Annotated in this window: 14 protein-coding genes and 1 other RNA gene; 7 read left to right on the forward strand and 8 right to left on the reverse strand. The window is 61.3% G+C overall.

The genetic code is table 11. The features are described from left to right. Window positions 1-12 precede the first annotated feature (12 nt). From ACSAMM_RS02135 to ACSAMM_RS02165, 7 genes are all read right to left on the reverse strand, one after another. The gene (locus ACSAMM_RS02135; RefSeq protein ID WP_178725772.1) at window positions 13-2,070 is read right to left on the reverse strand and encodes a YIP1 family protein; all 2,058 of its coding nucleotides are present in this window, start codon (window positions 2,068-2,070) and stop codon (window positions 13-15) included. Window positions 2,071-2,114: 44 nt separating this feature from the next. Further along, window positions 2,115-2,987 (reverse strand): ABC transporter permease subunit, encoded by an 873-nt coding sequence (locus ACSAMM_RS02140; protein ID WP_178725770.1) that lies wholly within the window; start codon window positions 2,985-2,987, stop codon window positions 2,115-2,117. Window positions 2,988-3,044: 57 nt separating this feature from the next. Further along, the gene (locus tag ACSAMM_RS02145) at window positions 3,045-3,956 is read right to left on the reverse strand and encodes an ABC transporter permease subunit (protein ID WP_178725768.1); all 912 of its coding nucleotides are present in this window, start codon (window positions 3,954-3,956) and stop codon (window positions 3,045-3,047) included. 49 nt (window positions 3,957-4,005) lie between these two features. Next, entirely contained in the window at window positions 4,006-6,897 is a 2,892-nt protein-coding gene (locus ACSAMM_RS02150) for an extracellular solute-binding protein (RefSeq protein WP_457789448.1), read from the reverse strand. A gap of 35 nt (window positions 6,898-6,932) precedes the next feature. Next, the gene (locus ACSAMM_RS02155) at window positions 6,933-8,687 is read right to left on the reverse strand and encodes a hypothetical protein (RefSeq protein WP_457789450.1); all 1,755 of its coding nucleotides are present in this window, start codon (window positions 8,685-8,687) and stop codon (window positions 6,933-6,935) included. Between the two features lie 60 nt (window positions 8,688-8,747). After that, window positions 8,748-10,139 carry an alpha-amylase family glycosyl hydrolase gene (locus tag ACSAMM_RS02160; RefSeq protein ID WP_178725762.1) on the reverse strand — a complete coding sequence of 464 codons (1,392 nt, stop codon included), beginning with the start codon at window positions 10,137-10,139 and terminating at the stop codon, window positions 8,748-8,750. Between the two features lie 79 nt (window positions 10,140-10,218). Further along, a complete protein-coding gene (locus ACSAMM_RS02165; RefSeq protein ID WP_457789452.1) occupies window positions 10,219-13,227 on the reverse strand; it encodes a hypothetical protein in 3,009 nt (1,002 codons plus the stop codon). Between the two features lie 474 nt (window positions 13,228-13,701). Between ACSAMM_RS02165 and ACSAMM_RS02170 the strand changes: the two genes are divergently transcribed. From ACSAMM_RS02170 to ACSAMM_RS02200, 7 genes are all read left to right on the forward strand, one after another. Further along, on the forward strand, window positions 13,702-15,345 hold the full coding sequence (locus ACSAMM_RS02170) for an ABC transporter substrate-binding protein (protein ID WP_457789454.1): 1,644 nt from the start codon (window positions 13,702-13,704) through the stop codon (window positions 15,343-15,345). Between the two features lie 172 nt (window positions 15,346-15,517). Then, on the forward strand, window positions 15,518-16,537 hold the full coding sequence (locus ACSAMM_RS02175; protein WP_178725756.1) for a substrate-binding domain-containing protein: 1,020 nt from the start codon (window positions 15,518-15,520) through the stop codon (window positions 16,535-16,537). Window positions 16,538-16,671: 134 nt separating this feature from the next. Then, window positions 16,672-17,106: a GNAT family N-acetyltransferase gene (locus tag ACSAMM_RS02180; RefSeq protein WP_178725754.1), complete on the forward strand. Its 435-nt coding sequence runs from the start codon at window positions 16,672-16,674 to the stop codon at window positions 17,104-17,106. A gap of 97 nt (window positions 17,107-17,203) precedes the next feature. Then, window positions 17,204-17,541, forward strand: an RNA gene (gene rnpB / locus ACSAMM_RS02185) — RNase P RNA component class A. Between the two features lie 63 nt (window positions 17,542-17,604). Then, on the forward strand, window positions 17,605-18,570 hold the full coding sequence (locus ACSAMM_RS02190; protein WP_457789456.1) for a Gfo/Idh/MocA family protein: 966 nt from the start codon (window positions 17,605-17,607) through the stop codon (window positions 18,568-18,570). Between the two features lie 151 nt (window positions 18,571-18,721). Beyond that, a complete protein-coding gene (locus ACSAMM_RS02195) occupies window positions 18,722-19,591 on the forward strand; it encodes a hypothetical protein (protein ID WP_457789457.1) in 870 nt (289 codons plus the stop codon). Window positions 19,592-19,895: 304 nt separating this feature from the next. Further along, window positions 19,896-21,053 (forward strand): GGDEF domain-containing protein, encoded by a 1,158-nt coding sequence (locus tag ACSAMM_RS02200; protein WP_457789459.1) that lies wholly within the window; start codon window positions 19,896-19,898, stop codon window positions 21,051-21,053. A gap of 50 nt (window positions 21,054-21,103) precedes the next feature. On the opposite strand, the gene ACSAMM_RS02205 is transcribed toward ACSAMM_RS02200, so the two are convergent. Further along, window positions 21,104-23,074 (reverse strand): carbohydrate-binding domain-containing protein, encoded by a 1,971-nt coding sequence (locus tag ACSAMM_RS02205; RefSeq protein ID WP_457789461.1) that lies wholly within the window; start codon window positions 23,072-23,074, stop codon window positions 21,104-21,106. Window positions 23,075-23,084: the final 10 nt, after the last annotated feature.

Below are 23,084 nucleotides of genomic sequence, written 5' to 3' on the forward strand. Positions count from 1 at the left end.
ACGACGCCTCCTTTAATAGAATCGGAAGGACACTTCGGTGTAGATATCCCGGAAGAAGGACACCACGTCCTGCACCACGTTGATGAACAGCAGGCCGATGAAGATAATCAAGCAGATGCCCACGATGGTGAGCAGCATGGCCAGAAGAGCCTTGGACAAAGAATAGTCGTGGGTCATCATCATGCCGAGGAACAGCAGGGCCACCACCCAGATCCAGCACAGGGCGTCCGCCGTCTGATAGAACACGGCCTCGTTCTGGGTAAGCAGGTGCGAACAGAGGAACAGGGGGATGCTGAACAGCAGGTAGGGTTTCAGGGCGGTGCAGGAGGCGATGAAGATATCTTTGAGGCTTCCTTCGCCGTCCATGAGGGTGGTAAAACACCAGTTGGCCACGACATAGAAGGCCAGGGGCAGGAGGATCATGAGGCATTCGAACAGCACATTGACCTCGCTGCTCACCGTACCGGTGACGGAGTAGCCGCTGAACTGGGCGCGCACGGCGTAAAAGACAATGAAAATTCCCAGAATGAGCAGGGCGGACTTCATGTCGCCCCGGCCCTCCCGTTTGATATCCCAATAGCCGTCGAAGGGATGGAAGGCGCTGTAGGTGGCGTAGCGGAATTTCCGAACCAGCGGCGCGGCGCGCAGCCGCTGCACGGGGGCCCATTTTTTCACCAGGCGCGGAACCAGCAGCAACAAAAGAATGAGGGCCGCCGCCCCGCCGAGCAGCGGAAGAAAGTGATTGCGTATCCATTCGTTCCGTCCCTTTTCAAAGGCGGTGGCGTATACGTCCTCCTCCCGGATAGCTTTCAGGCGGGACATGGCGTCTGCGTAGCGGCCCTGGCGGATTTCTTCCTGGGCGATGCCCACCTCGGCGGGCGCGTAATGGGAGCAGCGGCGCGACACCTCCCGCCAATGGGCGTAGGCGTCCTCGTAGCGGCCCTGTTCCTCCAGAATAGTGGCATCCACCACGGCGGCGCCGAAGGCCGTCGGCTCCAGGATGGTGACGGTGTTCTTGTTGCTGTCGCAGACGTAGAGCAGGCCGCCCGCCAGCTCCATGGCGCTGGCGGAGTAGAAGCAGCCCTGCTGGGTGGCGTTGGCGCCGAAGGCGAACAGCAGATCACCCTCCTGCGTGTAGGCGTAGATTTTCCCCTGCTTGGAGTCCAGCAGGAAGACAATCCCCCGCTCGTCCAGGGCCAAATCCGTGAAATAGGGCTTATTTTCGTAAAATTCCGCGTCTCCCAGCTTTTGTGGGAAAAGCAGAACGTTGTTTCCCTGGTTGTTCAGCTTGGCGATAGGGGTGTTTTCCGCGTTTTTGGATACGGCGAAGAGAAAGCCGTCGCTGTCGATGGTCACCGCGTCGTATTCGGTGGGCACGTATTTTTCCAGCTGGGCCAGCTGCTCCTTGGTGGCGAATTTCCGCCAAATCAGTTCGAAAAAGTCCGGCGTCACCGAAGGCGCGCCCAGGAAGGTGGAGAAAGCGCCGGTTTCGTTCAGCTCGATGAGGCCCTGGTTGATCCCCTCGGCCACCACATACACGCGGCCCGCCGCGTCGGCGGTCAGCTTGAGCGGCTTATAGGTGTAATCCTCGCCCAGAGAGGGGATGGAGGGACGGCTCAGCTCCCGGCGCAGGGTGAGGGTGGCGCGGTCGAAGAGAAGGATCCGGGCGTTTCCGGCGTCGGCCACATAGAGGTCGTTTCCCCGGACATAGACGCCGGTGGGGTTGTTGAAAGCGTCCTGCCGGCCGCCGTTGTCGAACGAAGCGAGAACCACCGGGGCGTTCCAGGCGGTGTCGGTCAGGATTAGGCGGTTGTTGCCCGCGTCGGCCAGCACCAGGAGGCCGTCGCTGCCGCAGAAGATATCGCTCAGGCCTTGAAAACCGCCGACACCCAGGCCCGCGCCGGTGACGATCTGTTGGGGGACGAAGGGGGCGGGCAGCTCGAGAGGGGTGCCGTCCGCGCTGAAAACATAGGAATCGTAAGGCAACTCATGGACGGCCGAGTCCGCCGCCATGGCCATGGGCGTCAGCAGGAGGGCACAAGCCGCCATGCTGCATATCTTTTTCCACATACGCTGCTCTCCTTTGTGCCGAATGGGCCGATCAGACGCGGCCCTCAGTCCTTCATACCGGAGGAGGCCATGGTGTCGATGATGTTGCTTTGGCTGAAAACGAAGATGGCGATGGGTACCAGCATCATCAGCACCGTCACGGCCGCGCCGACGCCGGCGCGGGCAATGCCGCCGCTGAGAATCTGGCCCAGAGCGTAGGGCAGGGTTTTCAGCTCCTCCTTATAGATGAACCGGTTGGCGCCGACGGCCCACAGGTTCTGCACGGACAGCAGCATGAGTGTCAGCCAGGCCGACTTGACGTTAGGCATCACGATGCGCCAGAAAATCGTCCACTGGGAAGCCCCGTCGATGCGGGCCGCCTCCAGCAGGGAGTCGGGCAGCTGTTCCATGAACTGCTTCATCAGGTACAGGCCCAGGGAGGAGGCGAAGGCCGGCACGATGATGGCCAGATGGGTATCGACCCAGCCCAGCTTGGCCATGGTGATGTAGTTGGGAATGGCCGTCACCGTGGTGTTGAACATCAGGGAGAAGACGATCAGATTGAACAGGATCGCGCGGCCCGGGAACTTCTTTTTGGCCAGGGGGAAGGCGCACATGGAGGCAAGGATGATGTGCCCCGCCGTGCCCACCGCTGTGATGAACAGTGAGTTGTAGATATACCGGAAAAAGGGCACCCAGGAGTCCGCCATGACATTGAACATGTCCCGGAAGTTCTGCAGCGTGGGAACGGAGGGCCACATTTTCGGTGGGAACACCCACAGTTCGTCCAGCGGCTTGAAGGCGTTGCCGATGATGACACCCATGGGAAACGCCATGAACAGCGCCAGAGCCAGCAGCACCAGAAACATGGCGGCCGTTCCCGCGCGGGAACGATTGACCCGCCGGCTGCGGTTGAGAGCTTTCAAATGTATCCGCATCTTCCGAAACCAACCCTTTCCGGCTCTCCGACGGGGAGAGCCCAGCTTTGCCGTGGATTAATCGCCGACCTTGCGCAGCAGGCGCTGGACGATTTGATTGGCGCCGACCATCAGAATGAACAGCAGCACCGCGATGGCGCAGGCGTAGCCCATTTCGAACCGTACGTTGCCGTAATCCTGCAGATGGTGCACCAGGGTGTGCAGGGCGTAGTTGGAGCTGGGAAAGCCGAACACACCTGTGAGCACGTCGCCCATGCCGAAGGATCCGGTGATGCTCATCACCGCGCCGAACATCAGCTGGGGCTTGAGCTCCGGCAGCGTGATGTACCAGAACTCCTGGTACCGGTTGCGGATGCCGTCCACCGCTGCCGCCTCATACAGGCGGGTGTCGATGTTTTTGAAGCCGGCGATGAAGGACAGAAAGCCGGCGCCGAAGCTCATCCACAGCACGACGACGACGGCGGCTGTCCACATGTAATCCACGTCGGTCAGCCACTGGATGGGGTAGTAGATGATCCCCAAATCCATCAGCAGGCCGTTGAGATAGCCGTAAGCGTCGCCGCTGAAAATAATCTGCCAAATCATATAGGCCCCGCCGCTGATGACCGGCGCGTAGAACAGCAGGGTCAGCACGGAGCGCAGCTTGGCGCCGAATTCGTTCACCAGCCAGGCCAGCGCGATGCTCAGCAGATAGCCGAGCGGGCCGGTGATCAGCGACAAAAACAGGGTGTTTTTCAGCGCCGTCATAAACAAGCTGTCGTCCAGCACCAGCTGTACATAATTGGAGACGCCCACAAAGGAGGGGGCCTCCAGCACGTTGAAATAGGTGAAGCTCAGCCCGATGGCCGTTCCCACCGGCAGGATGGTAAAAACAACAAAAATCAGGTAATACGGCAGGATGAACAGGTAATCCTCCGCATACCGCCGCAGAGGCCCGCGGCGCTTTGTCCTTCCCTGGATACGCTTCATGGGGAAACCATTCCTTTCTCTGCGGCGTAATGGGCGGACAGCCGGCGGGTCAGGTGCCGACGGTCAGACCGAATTCCTTCTGTTTTTTGCTCAGTTCCTTGTTGATGGCCTGGGCGGCTTCCTCCAGCGCGGTGCGGGTGTTGTCCCCGTAAAAGGCGATGTTGCGGAAGGCAAAATCGAATTGCCGAGAGGTGAAGTAGCCGCCGGGCGCCTCGGGCACGGCCAGCGCCTCGGCCGCCTGGGCCTTGATCTGCTGTTTGATGCCGTAGTCCCATTGGACGCTGTTCAGCGCTTCCTGGTTGGCGGTGTTGTACCGGGCGGCGGAGCCGACGACGCTTTCCAGATCCCGGCCGTAGCTGGACTGGATCTCCGCGCTGGTCCACCACTTCAGGAACTCCCAGCCCGCCTTCTGATCCGGCGCCGAAGCCATCAGCGCCGCGCCGGTCACCGTGCTGGGCGCCGCATGGGAAACGGTGCCGTCCTCCCGGACGGTGCCGGGGACGGGAAGCATCCCCCACAGGCCCTTGATTTCGGGGGCGAAAACCGTCAGCTGGTTATAGGACAGATAATCCGTAATCACCACCGGCATTTCGCCGCTGCGGAACCGGTTGGCGAAATCGAACTGATAGGGCAGGCCGTATTGGTTATACAGCATGGTGTACAGCTCCATGCTCTCGATGGCCTCGGGCGTGTCGAGACCGGAGGCAGTTTCCGTGTCGTTGTACAGGGTGCCGCCCCGCTGATAGAACAGCGTCAGATAGGTGTTGATGTTCAGCACGGCGCCGATGTTGAGGGCGTTTTTCTGCAGCACCGGCAGCGCCTTTTGCAGCAGGCTGTCCCAGGTGTTCAGGTCCTCCGTCGCCACGCCCAGCTCGGCCAGGATATCCTTGCGGTAAAACAGCATGGGGAAGCTCTGGGTTTCCGGCAGGGCGTAAATGCCGCCGGCCAGCTGGAAGGGGACGATGGCTTCGGGCAGGAATCGGCCGGCCACCTCGGTGTAATCGCCGAAGGCGGACAGATCGGTCAGCGCGTGGCGCAGAGCCAGGTTGAGAGGATCGGCCTGGGTCATGCCCAGGGAAATATCCGGTCCGGTGTCGGCCAGCAGAGCGGGCAGAAGCGCGTCGGCGGGCACCAGCTGCAGCGACACGCCCACCCCCGTTTGCGGGGTGAACCGATCGTTTATCAGCTGCCGGAGAATCTGGGCCTGATCCCGGCCCGTGGTCATCCAAACCGTCAGGACGGTGTCGGTTTCCGTGCCCAGGCTGCCGATGGCGGAATAGTCGTTGAAGAAGGAGGCGAAGAACTGTTCAAAATAATGCTTGAGAGAGCCGAAGAAGCCGGCCTCCCCTTTGGGCAGGGCCATCCCGGCCGGGCCGATGAACAGCCGGTCGATGGTCAGGGGCTGTTCGGTCATGGAGTTGCGCCAGGTGGCCAGGGAGGAGATGTTGTCCCGATACATCCGCAGCCGCTGGGCGATCTCGGCGGGATCTGCCGTCATGCTGTCCATCTGGGTGTACAGCCGCCGGATGGCGTCCGTCCCCTGGTTGCCGGAGAAGCCGGCTGAGCGGATGCTTGTTTCCAGCGCCTTCAGGCGCGCGGAGGCCGCCTCCATGTCCTTGAGCGTATCCGGAATCAGGACGTCGAACTGATAGTCTCGATAGATATCGGGTTCGCCTCCGGTGACCACGACGATCTGGCGGTAGAGACGGTTCAGCTCGTCGGAACAGGCATCGGTCTGCGTTAAAATATCCCGGTAAGCGCCCAGGCCAGCCCGCAGACGGATAGTGTGCCTGCCGGCGGTGAAATAAAACTGGTAGGGGGTTCCCTTGTCGTCGGACAGGGTGGCGGTCTGCCACCCGCTGTCATAGGCGAAGGTGAGGCTGTCCGCCTGCGCAAAGGGAAGCTGCCCGTCGATGGTGAGCTCCCGCACGCTCATGGCGTCAGTTTTCAAGTTCTGCTTGAAATGCAGGGCGATTTCGTACAGGCCGTCCTCGGGGATATCCACCGGCCATTCGATCCATTGGCCCACGGTTTTCCACTGCGCGCCTCCCACGGCGTTGTAGACGATCTTGGAGGCGCTGTACGGGGTGACGGTGGGAGAGGTGCGGTCGGTCAGCGGGTACAGGCTTTGATCGGATTTGATCGATTCGCCCTCCGCTTCGATTACGCGGGCGGAGGAGGCCGAGGCCGGCCGGTAGCCCTTCGCCTCATACGCGGCGAGAACCTGCTCGTAAGAGGGCACCGCGTCGGCAGGACGGAAGGCGATCCGCCGCAGCAGCATCGGCTCCCGCTTGGCGGCCAGCGTCAAGGTATGCTGGCCGGCGGACAGATAATATTCCAGCGGGCCGGCCGCCGTGTCGGCCGAGGCGCGGGCGGCGGCGGTCAGCCATTGGGGCTCTTCCTTTTGCCGGGGGCGGATTTGGTTGCCGCTGCCGTCGAAGCTCTCCCGGTCCACGTTCACCCAGCGGCGCTCGAACGCCACTTCCTCCGATTCGGCAAAGGGGAGGGCGCCGTCCAGCAGGATGTCCCGCAGGATGGTGTTTCCCTGGCCTTCGACGGGATAGTAGAGGAATTCCAGCGTGTAGTATCCTTCCTGCTCCACGGTGAAGCTCCAGGTTACGGAGCCCTCGTCGGGCAACAGAAGGGCATCGCCCGGCTGGCCGGAAAAATCCGACCGTTTTTCCGGCGACGCGCCGGCGGCGGTATAGCCGGCGCCCGCCTCCAGAACAAAAGAGCCGGAGGGCGCAGGGGCCTGACGCTGCCGGTAGTCGGCATAGGAAGGGATCCCCGCCGCGGCGCTTTCGGCCTCCGGAGCGGACAGGGAAGAGGTTTCCTCCGCCTGCGGGCGAAATCCGCCGGCGCCATAGGCGGACAGCAGAAGCGCCAGCGCCGTCAGGCCGGTGGTCCATCGACGTAAGGGATGGTTCCTACGCTGCGTCATAGCCAAATACCTCGCCTTTCCTTGTGAATCGTTGGTCAAGCTTCCTGCAAAAAGTGTATGGCGGCCACCGCCCCGGGCGGCAGGGTGCAGACGTCGCCCACGCGCCAGGAAACGAGCGTGTCCTCCGGGCCGTTTTCCCCAGCCGTCAGTATGACGCCGTGGCCCTCGGTCCCCTCGGAAAGCCTGTCGCCGGTCAGCCGGAACCTCTGCGTGTTCTGCCGGTCGGCGTTGACCAGGGTGATCAGCAGGCCCTCCGGCCCCCGGCTGGCCGCGGCGGCCAGGCCGTCGCCGGCGCCCTTCGCCTCTAGTCTCTGCGCGCCGCGATGCCCCGCGAACAAGCGGAACACCCGGCCCGTATAATCCAGCCGCGCCTCTTTGGGATCCGCGAGGATCAGCCCTTCGTTAATGGGGTGGAAATACAGCGCCTTTTCTATGCCCCAGTCGTCGGCATGGGCGCACAGATAGGTCAGCAGCAGGGCATCCACCGTCATGGAGACGGGGGTGCCCCGTTCGCCCCAGTTGTAACCCCACTCGTCCAGGCTGAAGGGGAGAGACTGCTCCAGCAGGCTGTCGGCCAGCTGTTTTCCCTCCTTCAGCAGGGGAACGAAGGCGTCGGGGAGGACGCGGGCGCGCACCGTGTCCGACATGGTGTGACGGTTCGGCGCAAAGGGATCGGTCAGATAGAAATGCAGGGACAGGGCGTCCAGGACGGCGGCCGCGCCCCGCAGGTAACCCGCTGTCCATTCCGGAAGGGAGGGGCAGAAGCAGCCGATTATCCGGATGGACGGGTCAACGGCTTTCATGGCCGCTACCAGCGCGCGGGTTTCCTCCGCCGCCAGAGACGGATCCTCCCGGAGCCGCCGGCCGAAATAATACAGCTCGTTGCCCACGTACCAGTCCCTCACGGCATAGGGAGCGGGATGGCCCCGCTCCGCGCGCTGCCGGCCCCAGGCGGTTTGCGGGCCGCCATTGCAGTATTCAACCAGATCGATACTGTCTTGATTGGAAATAATTATCATAGGTACGGTCAGAACCGGCGCGGCGCCCACATAGGCGCACAGCGCCATGAATTCGTCGATACCGAGATCCATGCAGTCCTGGCCAAAGGTGTCTCCGAGAAGGAAGTCGCCTTCGTACAACGTTGGCTGTACCGGGGGCCGCTGGTCGGGAGGGAGCAGGCTGTCCTTCCACCGGTAAACCTCCGCGAAGCAGCCGCCGGGAAACCGCAGTTCAGCCGGCGCCAGCTCCTTCAGGCGCTCCAGCACATCCCGGCGCATGCCGTGGAAATGATCCGCTTCCATGAGAGAGACGGCGTACAGGGTGACGGCGCCGGTTCCTTCTGCCCGCAGGCAAAAGGGAAAGCACTCCCAATCGCCGGGGGCTGATATGGTGGCTGTCAGCGTCTGCGGTTCGCCGCCGATGCCCGTCCAGGCTGCGGAGATGCCGCCGCCTTCGGCGGACAGCGTGATATCCCCTTGCGCCGCGGCCAGAACTCGAATCTGGTAAGCCCGGCCCCGGCACAGCGGGCGGACGGAAACGTCCTGGAGAACGCTGCCGCCGCCGGCCAGGCGGACGCGGCAACCGGTTTCCTCCCGGCTGTAGACGGCATCCCCGGCCAGCTTCCAGGCGCAGGGTTCCTCGGTGCCGGCGAAGAATTTCCGGTTGTTCAGCATCTGCGCGCTGAGCCCCGCCCAAAAGGTGCGGCGGGTGACCTCCAGGTTGCAGCCGAACAGCGCCGGCCGGATGGTTTGAGGCTGTTCCGGGCAAGCGATATGTATCGTTGGGTACACGGTCACGCCCCCTAGGTGAGTGATGAGGAAATCCAGTGGTTGGATTCATTTTGCCGCTTATTAGGAGAGCGGTTCCACCAGAATGACCGCCAGGCTTTGGGGCGGAATGACGGTGGTGAAGGAGCTCGCGCCGGTCTTCACCGGCTGCTCGTCCAGGAACAATTCCTTTAAAGCGTATCCGTCGGCGGGATTCATCCCGAGAGCAGTGGGATCGAAAGCGGCCTGCGCCTCGAGAGGGGAATCGGCGTAGTTCGGCAGAACCAGGACGGCCCGGCCGTCGGCGTAGCGGGCGTAGGCCTGCAGGCCGCAGTTGGATTCCACCTTGGCGATGTTGCTGTCCCGATGGTTGTCGGGGAAGCAGTCGAAGATGGCGGGATATTGCCGCCGGATGCGGATGAGCTTCTTGAAATCCTCGTGAAAGGCGCGATTTTCTGGCTGTTCCAATAAATCCCAGCGGATGACGTTGTTGAACATGGCGCGGCCGGGCTCCAGGGGGTTTATCCAGTCGTCGCCGATGAACCACAGGGGAATGTAGGGGGCGAGGACAGCCCCGTAGCCGGCCGTCACCCGATTGCCCAGGATGCAGGGGCGGGGATTGTCGTGGCAGGACAGGCACAAACAGTAAAAGCGCGCCCGGCCGCCCATGTCCCTTTCCTGGGCGTAAATGGTGCCGTGGCCCCAGCCGTTGCGCACGGCGTCCACGATGTTGAGCCGTTCGGTGAACATCGTGTGCATGTTCCAGCGTTCGGGATCCTCGTTGGTGATCTGCTCGTCGAAATCATAGGCTTCGTCCCGCTCGCTGGTGCATTCGGCAAAAATGGAAATCTTGCGGCCCATGGACAACAGGCGCTTGCGCAGCCCGGCGAACATGGCGTGGCCGGTGACGAAAGGCTCCAGATCCACCCGGTAGCCGTCGATTCCCGTCTCCATGACGATTTTCACCGCCCAATCGCAGAACCATTCCCGCAGGGATTCGCTGTACCAGTTCCACTTGTAGCCGTCCCAGACGTTGAGGAATCCCTTGTACCAGTCCGGATGCTCGGCGACCAGCGGGCTTTCCTTGACGGTGCCCCAGACGATGAGATCGATATAGACGCGGATGTTGCGGCGATGGGCCTCGTCCACGAACCATTTGACCACCTGCCAGCTCTCCTCATAGCTGTCCTTGCCGGTCAGGCGGGGATTGACCGTGTGCAGCCCCATGTTGCTGTAGCCGTTTCCGGTTTGCCCCTTGTCCTGAATAGGGGTCAGCCAGACGGCGTTGACGCCCATTTTTTGATAGTGATCGAGCACCCGGACGGCCGCCTGGAAGGTGCCCTCCTCCGTGGCGCTTTCCACACGCAGCTGGGCCAGAATCAACGATTTCACCCAATCGGGGTGCCAGCCCTCCATGTTCACCTGATCGTCGGGCAGATAGCGGGGGGTAAGTGCGCTGTTATCGATGATTTCCATGTAAGATCCTCCTGTATGGTAAGTTCACCGTCCTGCGTACAGGCCGGATAATAGGGCCGTGTGCGTACTGCTCTGAACGTTATGGCGCTTCCTGCTCGAGAGCGAGGGGGGCGGCGCAGCGCCGGATCTCGATGCCGCCGACGCCGAACGGAACGAACGCATAGGCGTCCGTCCAGGTGTTGTCTGTGCGGATCCAAGGGGACACGAAATCCTCGAAGCCCCGCTCTCCCCGGAAGGTACTGGGGCCGACGAAAATGTTTTCTCCGTTGATATGGTGATGGGGCCCCAGCAGGTTGCGGTTGGTTCCCACCAGTCGCAGGCGCACCGTGTTCTTTCCGGGCTGGAGGCAGCCGGTCAAATCCGCCTCGAAGGGCGCCTGAAACAGGGGGCCGGTCCGGCCGTTCACCTCCCATACGGCCAAGGCCGCATGGAGATCCTTCAGGGACAGAATCGTGCGCGTTCCGGGGATGGCCGTCACAGTGAAGGTGAGCGTCGCGTCGCCCCGATAGAACCACAGGCCCTGCGGCGTCAAATCCTTCCAGACCTTGGGCGTCGGGGGGGTCACAGTGAAGCGCGCCTGTTGCAGGGAGTGGAAGCCGGGGGTGGAGGACAGGATTCCGGCGGCTTCGATATCAAAATCCCCGCGCAGGTAGACGTTATCCGGCTCCAGGGGATAGAAAAAGCGGTTGCGCTCGGTTTCGAATACCTCGCCCACATGGGCGGCGGTGCCCGCGTGCCGCAGCCGGTAGGTCAGGCGGATCTCGTTGCGCCCCGGCCGTAGCAGGCCCCGCGCGTCGAATTCTCCGATGCACCGATCCATCCACCAGCCGGTGCGCCGGGGGAGAAGATCCCCGCCGTTGAGGGTGGCCCCGATGTTGTCCCTGGTTTCGAAAGCCAGCGTGCTGTCCTCGCTGGGAACGAAATCGCCGCTGCAGTGGAACTGATAGCAGAGCACCACGCTGTCGGCCTCCGGCTGCGACTCCGCCGCCTTGTACAGCCGATCGGCTATGTGCACCACGGGCAGTTCCTCCGACAGGGCGTCGCTTCCCACGGCGAACCGCGCCCTGTCCAGGGTCAGGCAGTTCTTATCCGTCAGGGAAACCGATGCCGTTTCCACGCCGTCGACGGACCAAACGGGAGGAAGCAACGGCGGTTCGGCGGCCTCGCCCGTTTCCAGCAGCAGATTCTCCCCACCGGCCAAGCGCAGCGGCACATAGGTCGTTTGGCTGCCGCCGCGGGTGCGGGGCAGCGTCTCCCAGCCGCCCTCCGGGGTCAGCCGGGAAACCGCCAGGTCGCCCTTCACCTCGAGAACCGCGTGGCAGGACTGATCGTAGCTCATATTCCAGACATGGATCCGCAGACGGTTTTCCACACGGCGGACATGCACCGCCAGGCCGGAGGCGACCGTCAGCGTCCGGGGGTTCAGAAGGGTGAGCGTTCGGGGAAAACCGGCGTACCGCAGATATTTGTCCAGCATGTCCCGGCGGTTCTGCACCAGCTTGGTGCCCGGCCAATCGGCCGTGTTTTCCTCGGCGCCGTTCGGGATGCTGTTGACATACGCCAGCCGGCCGCCCTGCTTGGCGAAGGTCTGCAGCAGTTTCATAGTGCTGGAGCGGTTGTAATCGCTGTCCGCCACAAACACCCAGTCGTAGGCGCAGTTCCCCAGCCGGATGCGACCGTTCTCCACAGCGGCAAAGCGGCGCATTAGGTTTTCGTCGCCGATTTCAAAATCCACCTGGAGGTTCAGCAGGTTTTCCAGCAGCAGGCGGAACTGGCTGGAATGGCGCATATTTCGCTCTCGGTTGCCGGAGGCCTCGCGGTATTCGGACATCATGCCGAGGATGGGAGGGATGACCAGGACGCGGCAGAGCCGTTCGCCTTCCCGCATCAGCGCGTTATGGCGATCCACCCATGTCATAAAGGCCGGAAACACGTCCCACCAAGGCTCCTGATAGGAAAAGAAGGCGGGGTAGTCCCGCTTGCGGCGGCCCTCCATGGTGAAGGCCGCCAGATGGAAGCAGGGCTTGGTCACGCCCAGTGCCGACTGCCAGCCCCAAATCCAGGCCAGGCGGGCCAGGGTGACGCCCCAGCCGGAGCAGCCGAAGGTTTCGCTGAGCACCTCGCCGCCGTTGAACTGCCGGGAGACGCTGGCTGCCTGCTTCATCAGCACGGGACTGGTCACCCGGTTGCCCAGGTAATCGATGCCGGGCAGCTGCATCAGGGCGTAATGGCCCATGATGCCCCCGCAGCTGGAGATCTGATCGCACAGGCCGTCCTCGCAGGCGAAGTGTCCCGTCATCACCAGGCCGTTGCGCTCGCACCACTGGGACACCGGCAGGGTGAAGGTCTGCCGGAACATATCGCCCACCAGCTGCCAGAACTCGTAGCGGAACCGCCGGTACTCCCCGCAGTCCGCGGCCAACAGCCACAGGTTATCCCACAGCGAGTATCCATAGGCTTTTTCAAACGCGTCGGGCAGCCCGACGCTCCAGGGATAGCCGGCGCAGTTCAGCTGCGGTTCATCGGTGAACACGCCCTTGATGGGGTCGCCGAAGGCGTCGCCCACCTCAGCCGCATAGCGCTCGTAGACGAATTCGAGAAATTTCTGCGCCGTATCCGGGTACAGAAGATCCACATAATGCCGATCGATGGTGTAGCCGAAAAAGAGATCGCCCTCCTTCGCGTCCGCCGGGTCGATACGGCGGTAGCCCTCCTTCGCGTCCCCGCGGTAAACCGCCAGCAGGCGATCGCCCCACCGGTTGCTGGCCGCGTGCTCCAGCCGCTTGAAGCAGTAGGCGTCCCCCAATTCGGGGATGCGGCCCGAGGCGAAACCGCTCGGCCAGCCATCCTCATCATATATGTAGATTTCCAGCCCGAGGCGTTTGGCCTGCGCAACCGCCGTGCGGAACGCGGCGAACCAGGCGTCCCCCATATAGGGGATGCGCAGCCCGGCGCGTGCGTGAATGATCACGCCGCCGAAACGGCCCTGCGCAAACTCCTCCATCTGGAGCCGAATTTCCTCCTCGGCCATATCGCTGTTCCAGCTCCAAAAGCATACCGCCCGGCCGTTGATCCCATTATTATGCAAGTCGTCATCCCTCTCCGCATGGAACATTGCGCCGCATTAATTTAAACGATTTAATAGCCATATTATAGGCCGAAAAAGGTGGATTGTCAATGGTTTTTTCTAAATTCTTGCGATTGTGATAAGATTTATTGATAAAATCCTATAGAGATAATATATAGACAAATCCTTATAAAATACACAAAAAATTGCCATTTAATGAATTTACCATAATTATTGCGCGTATATATTAAATAATTACATATAAAATTGTGCAAATAAACAAACATAGAATTTATTAAACCGATTTATTGACAAAGCGAGATTGCCGCTATATAATAACTTTGAACACAAAAGTGTCCAAGTGACAGACTGTGTTGGTCATAATGCCCTTGCAAAAGGACGGCGTCGATGGAGCTTTCCGACAAGGCCGAAGCTGCCGGCTTCTATCGGTCGTTAAACCGTTTCGCAAGGCGACTCAGAAAGGGTGGTACATACATGAAAGGCAATCTTTCACGGGCATCCCGGCTGTTTGCCGTACTGCTGGCGGCTTCTGTCACCATGGCCATGTCTTCCGCCTGCGGCAGCAACAAGGATCCGAGCAGCTCCGCCGCGCCGTCCGGCCCGGAGGGCAGCGCCGTGTCCGACGCGTCCTATTCCGACGGCTCCGACGTTCCCTCCGATGTCGCCTCCCAGCCGGATGGTTCGGAGGTCAGCGAGGGATCGGGCGGTTCGGATACGTCCGGCGGCTCTTCCAAGGAGCCGCAGAAGCCGGACACCAGCAGCAAGGGCGGGCAGCAGGGGCAGACCTCCAGCACAACCTCGGGGGGAGGCTCCTCCACGGCCGGCAAGCTGGCCAAGGACACCGTCGTCAACATGGGCGGCTACACCTTCTCGATCATGTCCTCCTTCCTGCCGCAAAAGCTAGCCAGCAACTCCACGCTGTTTGAGGAGCAGCTCTTTGAGCGTATTAAGGAAGTGCAGACCCAGTACAACTGCAAAATCAAAATTCTGAACAGCCCATATCCCGATCTCAATACCATCAAGACCTATGTGTTGGCCAATTCCAAGTTTGCCGATATCGTCGAGCTGTCTCCCGGTCAGATGGTCGGCGCCGCACAGCTGGGCTATATCACGCCCTGGAGCAAATGCTCCTTGATCGATCCGAAAGACGCCCGTTGGGTGGAATACGGCACCAAGCTGGGCAGCTACGACGGCAAGCAGTACGGCCTGCAGTTCTACCGGCCGCCGGAGGTCCGGTACTGCATCGTGATGAACAAGACCCTCCTGAAAGCCAACAAAATCAATCCCGACACCATTTACGACGCGGTGAAGAACAAGACCTGGACCTTTGAGAAGCTGAAAACCCTGGCCGCGGCCTGCACCGACAGCGGCAAAAAGACCTACGGCATTGTCGGCTATCCGGATTACATGGCCAACGGCTTTATGACCGCCAACGGCGCCAACCTGGTCACCCGCAGCTCCGGCAAGGCCTCGTTCACCGGCTCGTCCAACGCGGCGATCAACGCCATGACGTATCTGTATAACCTGGTGAACACCGACAAGGTGGTCTTCACCAACGGGGCGCAGCTGGGCACGGCGCAGACCTGGGACGCCGTCTACCGCGGGTACGATCCGGTCAAAGAGTTCCTGAAGGGGAAGACCGCGTTCCTGCTGCATGAGTCCTGGGTGCTGAACCAGCAGATCAAGGCCGGCGCGCAGGACACCAACATGGAATACGGCATGGTGCCCTATCCCATCGGCCCGGACGCCAAGGATTATACCAGCGATTCCCGCAACAATCGCCTCTTTACGCTGATCCGCACCAACAAGGATTACGAAAAGAGCGCCGTGATTTTCAATGCGCTGGCCCGGCCGTTGGGCGATGAAAAGGGCCTGGATTACTGGGACGACATACAGGCCGACTATTTCCAGACCAACGACAAAAAGAGCCTGGACATGTACAAATTGTGCCTGGAAAAGGCCACCTACGATCCCGGCACGGCGGTAAACGAATTGGGGAACGCCTTCAACGTGGCGCTGGCGGAGAGTATCTATGCGCATACCACGTCCGTTAAGGGGGCGCTGACCGCTATGAACGGCACCTATGACGCGGCCATTAATGCCATCTTCAATAAATGATGAGGGAACAGGCCCCCGGCCGCGGCGGAAAACTGCGGCCGGGGGCCTTTTTCCGCCGTGTCTTCGCCGTTTCTACATAAGACTTGCACAATCGCCCCGTATTTGGTAAAATCATCTTGTAACCGTTTTAATTTGCAGAAGGACGTCCTGCTGCGGAGAAGGAGGAGCCCATATGTCGAAGGTGACTATCTATGATGTGGCGAAGGAGGCCGGCTGTTCGACAGCGACGGTATCCCTGGTGCTGCAAAACAGCGATAAAATCAAGGCTTCCACGCAGCAGCGCGTTTTGGACGCGGTGGAAAAGCTGGGCTATCTGCCGAATTTTGCAGCCAGAAGCCTGAGCAGCAAGTTCACCAACTTGCTTGGCCTGATTGTGCCCAATATGGAAAACCCTTTGTTCGCCCATATGATCAAGGGGGTGGAGGAATACGCCAACAGCAAGGGCTATGGCATCATTTTAGGCATTTCCGATCTGTCGCTGGATAAAGAGATGTTTTATATGCAGATGCTGCAGGAACGGCGAGTGGACGGCCTACTGGTGTTTCCCACCTTTGTGGATGAGATTTTTGAACGGTTTATCTGCGGAAAAAGCGACGAAAGCATCCCGCTGGTTCTCTGCGGCAGCACCGGCGTGCAGGAATATCCCGTCAGCTATGTCAAATGCGACAATCGTATGGGCGCGTATATGGCCACGGATCACCTGGTGACGTCCGGCCGCCGGCGTATCGGCTGCCTGTGCGCCGTTGCCGACCATCGGCAGGCCGAAAGCCGCATCAACGGCTACCGCGACGCCCTGATGTTTCATGGGATCGAGCGGGACGACGATCTCATCCGGTTCTGCACCCAGGACACGGAGGATATCCACCGGGCCGCCGCTGCTCTCCTGCGGGAGCAGCGGGTGGACGCGATTTTCTGCCTGTACGATTATATGAGCATCGCCGTCATGCGCGCTGTGATGAGCGCGGGGCTGCGGATCCCGGAGGATGTGGCCGTCATGGGCTACGATAACATTCCGGTTTCCCAGTTCCTGCCCATCTCCCTGTCCACCATCGATACCCATGGGCAGCGGGTGGGAAGCATCGCCGCCGAACTGCTGATAGAAAAAATTCAGACGCCGGGCACGCCCTGCCGGCAGATTCAGCTTAAACCGGATTTGATTGTCCGGGAATCCACCGCCCTGAAAAAGGAATAAAGGCGGGAATTCTTAAGGGCGGGCACCCGGTTGACAAGCGTTTTTTGGCCCATTACAATAAGAACCAGTATCAATGGCCTGGCTGTTTCAGGCTATTGATACTGGTTCTTATTGTACGGAAGGGAGCCGATAGCTTGGAGACGATTCGCTTTGTATGGCGGCCGGGGGACGGGGATTTGTCCGACGCGTACCGCGTGAGGCTGCGTGTGTTTTGTGACGAGCAGGGGTACCGGCCCGATATGGAGCTGGATGAGCAGGATGCCGCTTCCCAGCATCTTATCGCCTACGACGGGGATGAGCCGGTTGCCACCGGACGGCTTTACGAAAAGGCACCGGCGGTTTACGGCCTGGGGCGGATCGCCGCCCTGCCCGCTTACCGCGGCCGGGGACTAGGGGCACGGCTGGTGTGGGAGATGTGCCGCCGGGCCAAAGAATTGGGGGCGGAAACGGCGGAACTGGACGCCCAGTGCCGGGTGATCCCCTTTTATGAAAAGCAAGGGTTTGCCGTCTGCGGCGGCGAACACCTAGACGGCCATGTGCCCCACCGGCTGATGCGGCGGAAATTGTAACCGACGCCGTTTGCGGCCGAGACCTCCCGCGGGAAAAAGGCGGGGCGCCTCCCGCTTTTTCTTGACTTTTCAGCCGCTTTGCTTTACACTAATCGGGTGAGCGGGCTGAGCAGCTGCGTGCGGGCAACCGCATGAGGAAAGTCCGAGCTCCACAGGGCAGGATAACGGCTAACGGCCGCCGGGGGTGACCCTAGGGAAAGTGCAACAGAGAGATACCGCTGCGGGGCTTCCCCGCAGTAAGGGTGGAAAGGCGAGGTAAGAGCTCACCGGCGCACAGGAGACTGTGCGGCCCTGCAAACCCTATCCGGAGCAACGCCGACCGAAGCGATACATTGGCCCGATGTGCTTCAACAGGCGGCTAGAGCCATGTGGCAACATATGGTCGAGATAGATGGCTGTTCACGACAGAACTCGGCTTACAGGCCCGCTCATTCTTTTACCGAAACGCCCCGCCGGCTCCGGCGGGGTTTTGTTATAAGCAGAAAAGGAGATGGGAAGATGGTACGGTGGGGAATTCTCGGCTGCGGCGGCATCGCCCGGCGGATGGCCGCGGTGATTCCAGAGGCGAGGGACGCCCGTCTGGTGGCGGCGGCGGCCCGGGACAAGGAGCGGGCGGCGGCCTTCGCCGCCCGGTTCGGCGCGGACAAAGCCTATGGGTCGTACGAGGAGCTGGCGGCGGACAAGGAGGTGGACGCCGTCTATGTGGCGACCATCCACCCCGCCCACGCGGCGGCTGTCGAGCTGTGCCTGCGGGCGGGCAAGGCCGTGCTGTGTGAAAAGCCGCTGACCATGTCGGCCAGGGAGGCGCGCCGTCTGTTTGACCTGGCGGAGGCGTGCGGCGTCCCGCTGCTGGAAGCGATGTGGACGCGGTATCTGCCGGCATGGCGCCGCGCGCGGGAGCTGGTGCGGGAGGGGGCCATCGGTGAACTGCGGAGTATGCAGGCGGACTTCTGTTTCAACAGCCCGTATGATCCGGCGTCCCGGCTGTACGCTCCCGAATTGGGGGGCGGCGCCCTGTGGGACGTGGGTATTTACGGCTGTCACGCGCTTATCCATATGCTGGGGCGGGAATATCGCTCTCTGCGGGCGGAAGGCCGGCTGGCCCCCGGCGGGGTGGACAGCTTCGCGGCGCTGACCCTGCGCTTCCCGGGGGATGTGCTGGCCATGATGACCTGCGGCGGCGATCAGATGGGGGATCAGGCGGCCCGCCTATACGGCACGGCCGGCTGGATTGAGCTGCCCCGGATGTATGACGCCAGAGAGGTGCGCCTGTTCACGGAGGGCGGCCTTGTCCGTACAGAGGAATTTCCCCATCGGGATGGCTTTATCTATGAGGTTGAAGCGTTTGGCCGCCTGCTCGCTGGTGGAACGGACGCGGTCGTCGAAGCGCCGCCGGAGGATACCTGCGCCGCTTTGGGGATGATCGAGGAAGCCCTGACGCAATTGCGGGGAAGCTGCGGCTAAAAATGCCGGCTTTCCGCATTTTTTTGGCGGTTTCACGCACTTTTCTGGTAACAATGCTGTTTTTATAAAATCTCCTGTAAGATTTTGCCTTGGCGGGAATTGTATATATAGAAGCCAAATGGGCATTTCGTTACGAGGAGTGAGAGGCGGCATGAAAAAGCTGGAGACGTCCTTGGGACGTTCGGAACAGGCGGCTGTTGTCCGGAATCGATTTGTGGAACTGCTTCGCCAGGGAAAAACCGGTGAGGAGGCGGTAGAAGAGCTGCAGAGCATGACGGGCGATCAGAAAGACACCCAGTTCGGCAGGGAGTTTTGGATGGCCCTGGCCGATATCATGTGGAATTACGGCCGGCTGACCGAGCAGGTGAAAATCAACGCGCTGCGGGCGATCGACAGCTGCCGCCAGGTGACGATGGAGCGCCGGGGTTCCGATCGGCAGTATCTGCTGCAGATGGAGTATCTCAGCCGCCTGGAAAGCAAACTGCAAACGCCTCAGCCCGAGCAGAAGAAGGTGGCGACCTATCAGCTCTTTGTCAACGACTGGGAGCCGGGCGACGTGCTTTCCTACCGGCTGTCCGGCGCGGCGGAAGCGTATGCGGGTCAGCTGGTCTTCGTCCATGTGGTGCGCAAGCAGAAATATTTTCCGGGCCATATCGTGCCGGTGGTGCGGGTGTTCCGCCTGACGGCCTCGCGCAACCTGGAGCTGAAGGAGCTGCAGGCCGGCGGCTATCTGCCCCAATACTGGAGTCCCGCCAATTACGATCGGTCATTGGACGAGGTGCCGCCCTATCAGCATACGGCCCGTATGCACGACGTGCTGTTCAACACGCTGCTCAGTGCCGTCAATGTGCAGGAATATCAGAGCTTTTCCAAAATCGGCGTGCTTCCGGTTCTGGAACTGCCGCTCGACAGGGTGGACGATGCCAACGAATCCACCTGCCGCCTGTTTGAGGTGGAGACCGTGTCGGCGTTGCGGAAGTGGAAGAATACCGATGTGTATACCCTGCTCCAGCACCGCTGATTCGGGCGGGACAGTCATGGAGCGCTCATGAACCAGCCTTCAAATTTCGGGGGGGAATTTTGAAGGGGGGAGGGGAAACGAACGATGAGTTCGTTTCCCCTCTTTTTGATTCATCAATATCGATCCATCAAAAACCGTGCAGATTGACGTATTTTATGTCGACATTTCTGTGTGGAAATGGTATACTAATCAGCATATACTGAGTATAAAGGTCGTCGAACCGGAGGAAAACCGGTCGAATCGTGGCTGGGGAGTGGGTAGGTACATGAAGCGCGAGCAAATACGCAGGTGGCTGGGGTTCCCTTTGGAGGAGTCATGCCGGGCTTCCATTGAACAGGCTTTGGTGCAGTCGACGCACCGGACGACCATGACCATCGGCATATTGATTCTGGCCTTTCAGGCCCTCATGTTTCTGCTGACCACCTTCCGGTCAGGGGGGCCGTTTTACTCACAAAGGCGCACCCTGTACTGGGTTTTGTATATCCTGCTGTTTACCGTCACCCTGGTGCTGTTGCTGATGGCCCGGCGTCTGCACAAGGGAAAACCGCCGAAAAGCGCGGCCTACCTGTGTGTGGAAACCACATATATCGGCTTGATTTGCCTGTGGGCCTGCTGCATCACCCTGCTGGATCAGCGGGGTGACGGCGGCTTGAACGTTTACAGCTACGTCACCCTGTCGGCGGCGGCCTTTTCTCTGCTGAAGCCCTGGCAGGGCGTGCTGATTTTCGGCGGCGATTTCGTTTTTCTGAATCTACTGCTTCCCATCACGCAAGGGGGCACCCACAATGTCTACAGCAATCTAATCAACAGTCTTTTTATTGCCGTGATGGCGTTTGTCATCTCCGTCATTGTGTATCGCAGCAAGGTGTTCAGCTTCCGCGATAAGCAGATTATTGAAAAGCAGGTGGCGGAAATCCGCCTGTATAACGAGCAGCTCAACTGGATGGCCGTGACCGATCAGCTGACACAGATGTACAACCGCCGCTATCTGGAGCGTCTGCCCGAGGAAACCGCCTGGAGAGGACAGACGCTTGCGGCGGGCCTGATGGTTGATATCGACTTTTTCAAGCAGTATAACGATACCTATGGTCATGTGGCCGGGGACAGCTGCTTGAAAAGCATCGCCGACGATATTCAAGTGTTTATCCGGGATAAAAACGCCTGCGCCGTCCGGTACGGCGGGGAGGAGTTCTTCATCTGCCTGTTCCAATGCGAGGCGCGGGAGGCATGGGCCGAGGCCGAGAAACTGCGGCAGAGCATCCAGGACAGCGGCTTCCGCCGGGACGACGTGCCTCTCGGCTGCGTCACGGTGAGCATCGGCGTGTCCGTGCTGGAAAATTGGCAGACCGATATGGAATTGCTCATTCGCCGAGCGGACGTGGCCTTGTATGCCGCCAAAAGCAACGGGCGCAACCGCGTGATGGCATACGAGGAATCGATACCAGCCCACGGACGGGCATAAGGAAAGGCCAGCGTGGCAAACCCACGCTGGCCTTTGCGGTTTTTATAAGACTATCGCCGGCCGCCCATACCGCCGGGGCCGCCTCCGCCGCCCATGCCGCCGCCCATGCCACCGGACACGGCCTGGCCGCTGTCCGACACGCTGGTGGTGATGGCCGACAGCGTGACCGTGCACAGCTTTGCGCCGCCGGAGTAGGCGGTGTACAGCCCGGCCGCGTCCCCAGTGCCGGTACCGCCGGTATACAGGGCGTAAGCGCTGCCCTGTTTGAGCGCGGGGGCGCTGATAACCACGTTTTGATAAGCCTTGGAGGGGGCGAAGGCGGCGACCAGGGCGCCGTCAGCGGCCGTCAGGGCCAGCGGCGTCCCCGCCGGCTGGGTCGAGGAATAGGTGACCATCAGCGAGCATTGGCTGGAGGAGCTGCCGGGGGCCTCCGCCATACCTGAGCTGCCCGCCGCCACCAGAATGCCGCCGGTGATTTCACAGCTGCCGTCGTAATCCAGCGCGCCGTTTCCATTGCCGGTGGGGCCGCAGACCAGGATGGTGCCGCCGTCGATATACAGATTGCCGTTGGAGTCGAGACCGTCGCCGTCCGCGTCCACCAGCAAATTGCCGCCGGATATGCGGACATAATAGGAACTGTTGCTTCCCATGCTGAACCCATTCTGCCCCGGACGGCCGTTCATGGCGGAGGAGTCGCTGCCGCCCGCCGCGTTCAGCCCGTCATCACTGGCCTTGAGCTGGATGTCGCCGCCGCTGATGTCGATGGTGCCCCCCTCCAGCCCTTCGTAGGACTTGGTGATGCGGATGGTGCCCTTACTGATGGTCAGGGCCGCGTCCGCGTGAATTCCATCGTCGCCGGAGGTCAGGGTATATTCCCCGCCGGATATGGCGACGCTGCCGTTGGAGTGAATGGCATCGTCGGAGGAATCGACGGTGAAGACCCCGCCGGTCAGCAGGATGCCTGCGCCCGCCTTCAGGCCCTTGGCGCTGGGGGCGTCGGCCGTCGTTTCGCTGCCGCCGGCGCTCCACTGGCCCCAGCCAGGCCGGGCTTCCCCCTTGCTGTCGGTGCTGCTGTTGGCGCTGCCCCCGCCGGTCTTCAGGGTATAGGTGCCAGCCGCTATCTGCAGGACGGTTTCCGCCTGTACGCCGTCGTTGGCCGCCGTGATGGAATAAGTGCCGCCGTCCAGAGAGATCCATCCCTTGTCGGCGTCGGTGTCGTTGGTGGATTTGATGCCGTCGGTCCCGGCGTCGATGGTGAACGTGCCGTTCTGGATGGCGACCCCGTCCTTGCCCCGCAGGCCGTCGCCCGCGGCCGTTACCCGGATGGTGCCGCCGGTGATGGTCAGCACGTCCTTGGACGCGATGCCGTTGTTGTACTGGCCGGTAACGGTCAGTGTGCCGCCGCCGTTGATGGTCAGGTCGTTTTTCGAGAAGACCGCCGCGCTGGGTTCGTCGGTTTCGGCGTCGGGGAAGGTATAGGACGCGCCGTCCGTCAGCGTGTTTTGGGTGCCGTCGGCCAGGGTCAGGATGGTTTTGGCCGCCTTTTTCGCGTAAAGCGGGGCGCTGTTCGCGCAGGTGATGGACACGCCGTTCAGTATCAGCCGCACCGTGTCCTCCTTCCCGGCGTCTACCACCACCTGGCCGGCGGTCAGGGTGCCGCTGAGTATATAGGTGCCGGCCGCCGAAATGGTCAGGACGCTCCCTTTGGCGGAAGCGCCGGCGCCCTGGATGGACATGGTGCTGCCGCTGAACACGATGGCCGTGGCGGACGCAGCGTCGTAGGCGGCGGAGGTGTCCTCGGTCCCATAGGTGACCTCCACCGGCGCGGCGGACGCGGTTGTGCCGCTCCCGTCGCCGGAGCCGGCGGCGCTTTCTCCGCCGTTTGTGTCTCCGGCGCTCGTGCCGCCTGTCATGGCGGACGAACCCTCGGCGTTCCCAAGCAGACGGCAGCCGGCCAGAGATACGCTGAAGATAAGCGCGGCCCCCAGTCCGCTGAGAAAACGAATGGTTCGGGTGTTCATAAACACACTC

It is taken from the genome of Anaeromassilibacillus sp. SJQ-5, assembly GCF_054108045.1.

Bases quoted from the DNA above. Each gene is read 5' to 3' on its own strand.
- ACSAMM_RS02150 (WP_457789448.1), bottom strand. From the start codon at position 6,897: ATGACGCAGCGTAGGAACCATCCCTTACGTCGATGGACCACCGGCCTG.
- ACSAMM_RS02205 (WP_457789461.1), bottom strand. From the start codon at position 23,074: ATGAACACCCGAACCATTCGTTTTCTCAGCGGACTGGGGGCCGCGCTT.
- ACSAMM_RS02160 (WP_178725762.1), bottom strand. From the start codon at position 10,139: ATGGAAATCATCGATAACAGCGCACTTACCCCCCGCTATCTGCCCGAC.
- ACSAMM_RS02145 (WP_178725768.1), bottom strand. From the start codon at position 3,956: ATGAAGCGTATCCAGGGAAGGACAAAGCGCCGCGGGCCTCTGCGGCGG.
- ACSAMM_RS02135 (WP_178725772.1), bottom strand. From the start codon at position 2,070: ATGTGGAAAAAGATATGCAGCATGGCGGCTTGTGCCCTCCTGCTGACG.
- ACSAMM_RS02170 (WP_457789454.1), top strand. From the start codon at position 13,702: ATGAAAGGCAATCTTTCACGGGCATCCCGGCTGTTTGCCGTACTGCTG.
- ACSAMM_RS02140 (WP_178725770.1), bottom strand. From the start codon at position 2,987: ATGCGGATACATTTGAAAGCTCTCAACCGCAGCCGGCGGGTCAATCGT.
- ACSAMM_RS02190 (WP_457789456.1), top strand. From the start codon at position 17,605: ATGGTACGGTGGGGAATTCTCGGCTGCGGCGGCATCGCCCGGCGGATG.
- ACSAMM_RS02195 (WP_457789457.1), top strand. From the start codon at position 18,722: ATGAAAAAGCTGGAGACGTCCTTGGGACGTTCGGAACAGGCGGCTGTT.
- ACSAMM_RS02175 (WP_178725756.1), top strand. From the start codon at position 15,518: ATGTCGAAGGTGACTATCTATGATGTGGCGAAGGAGGCCGGCTGTTCG.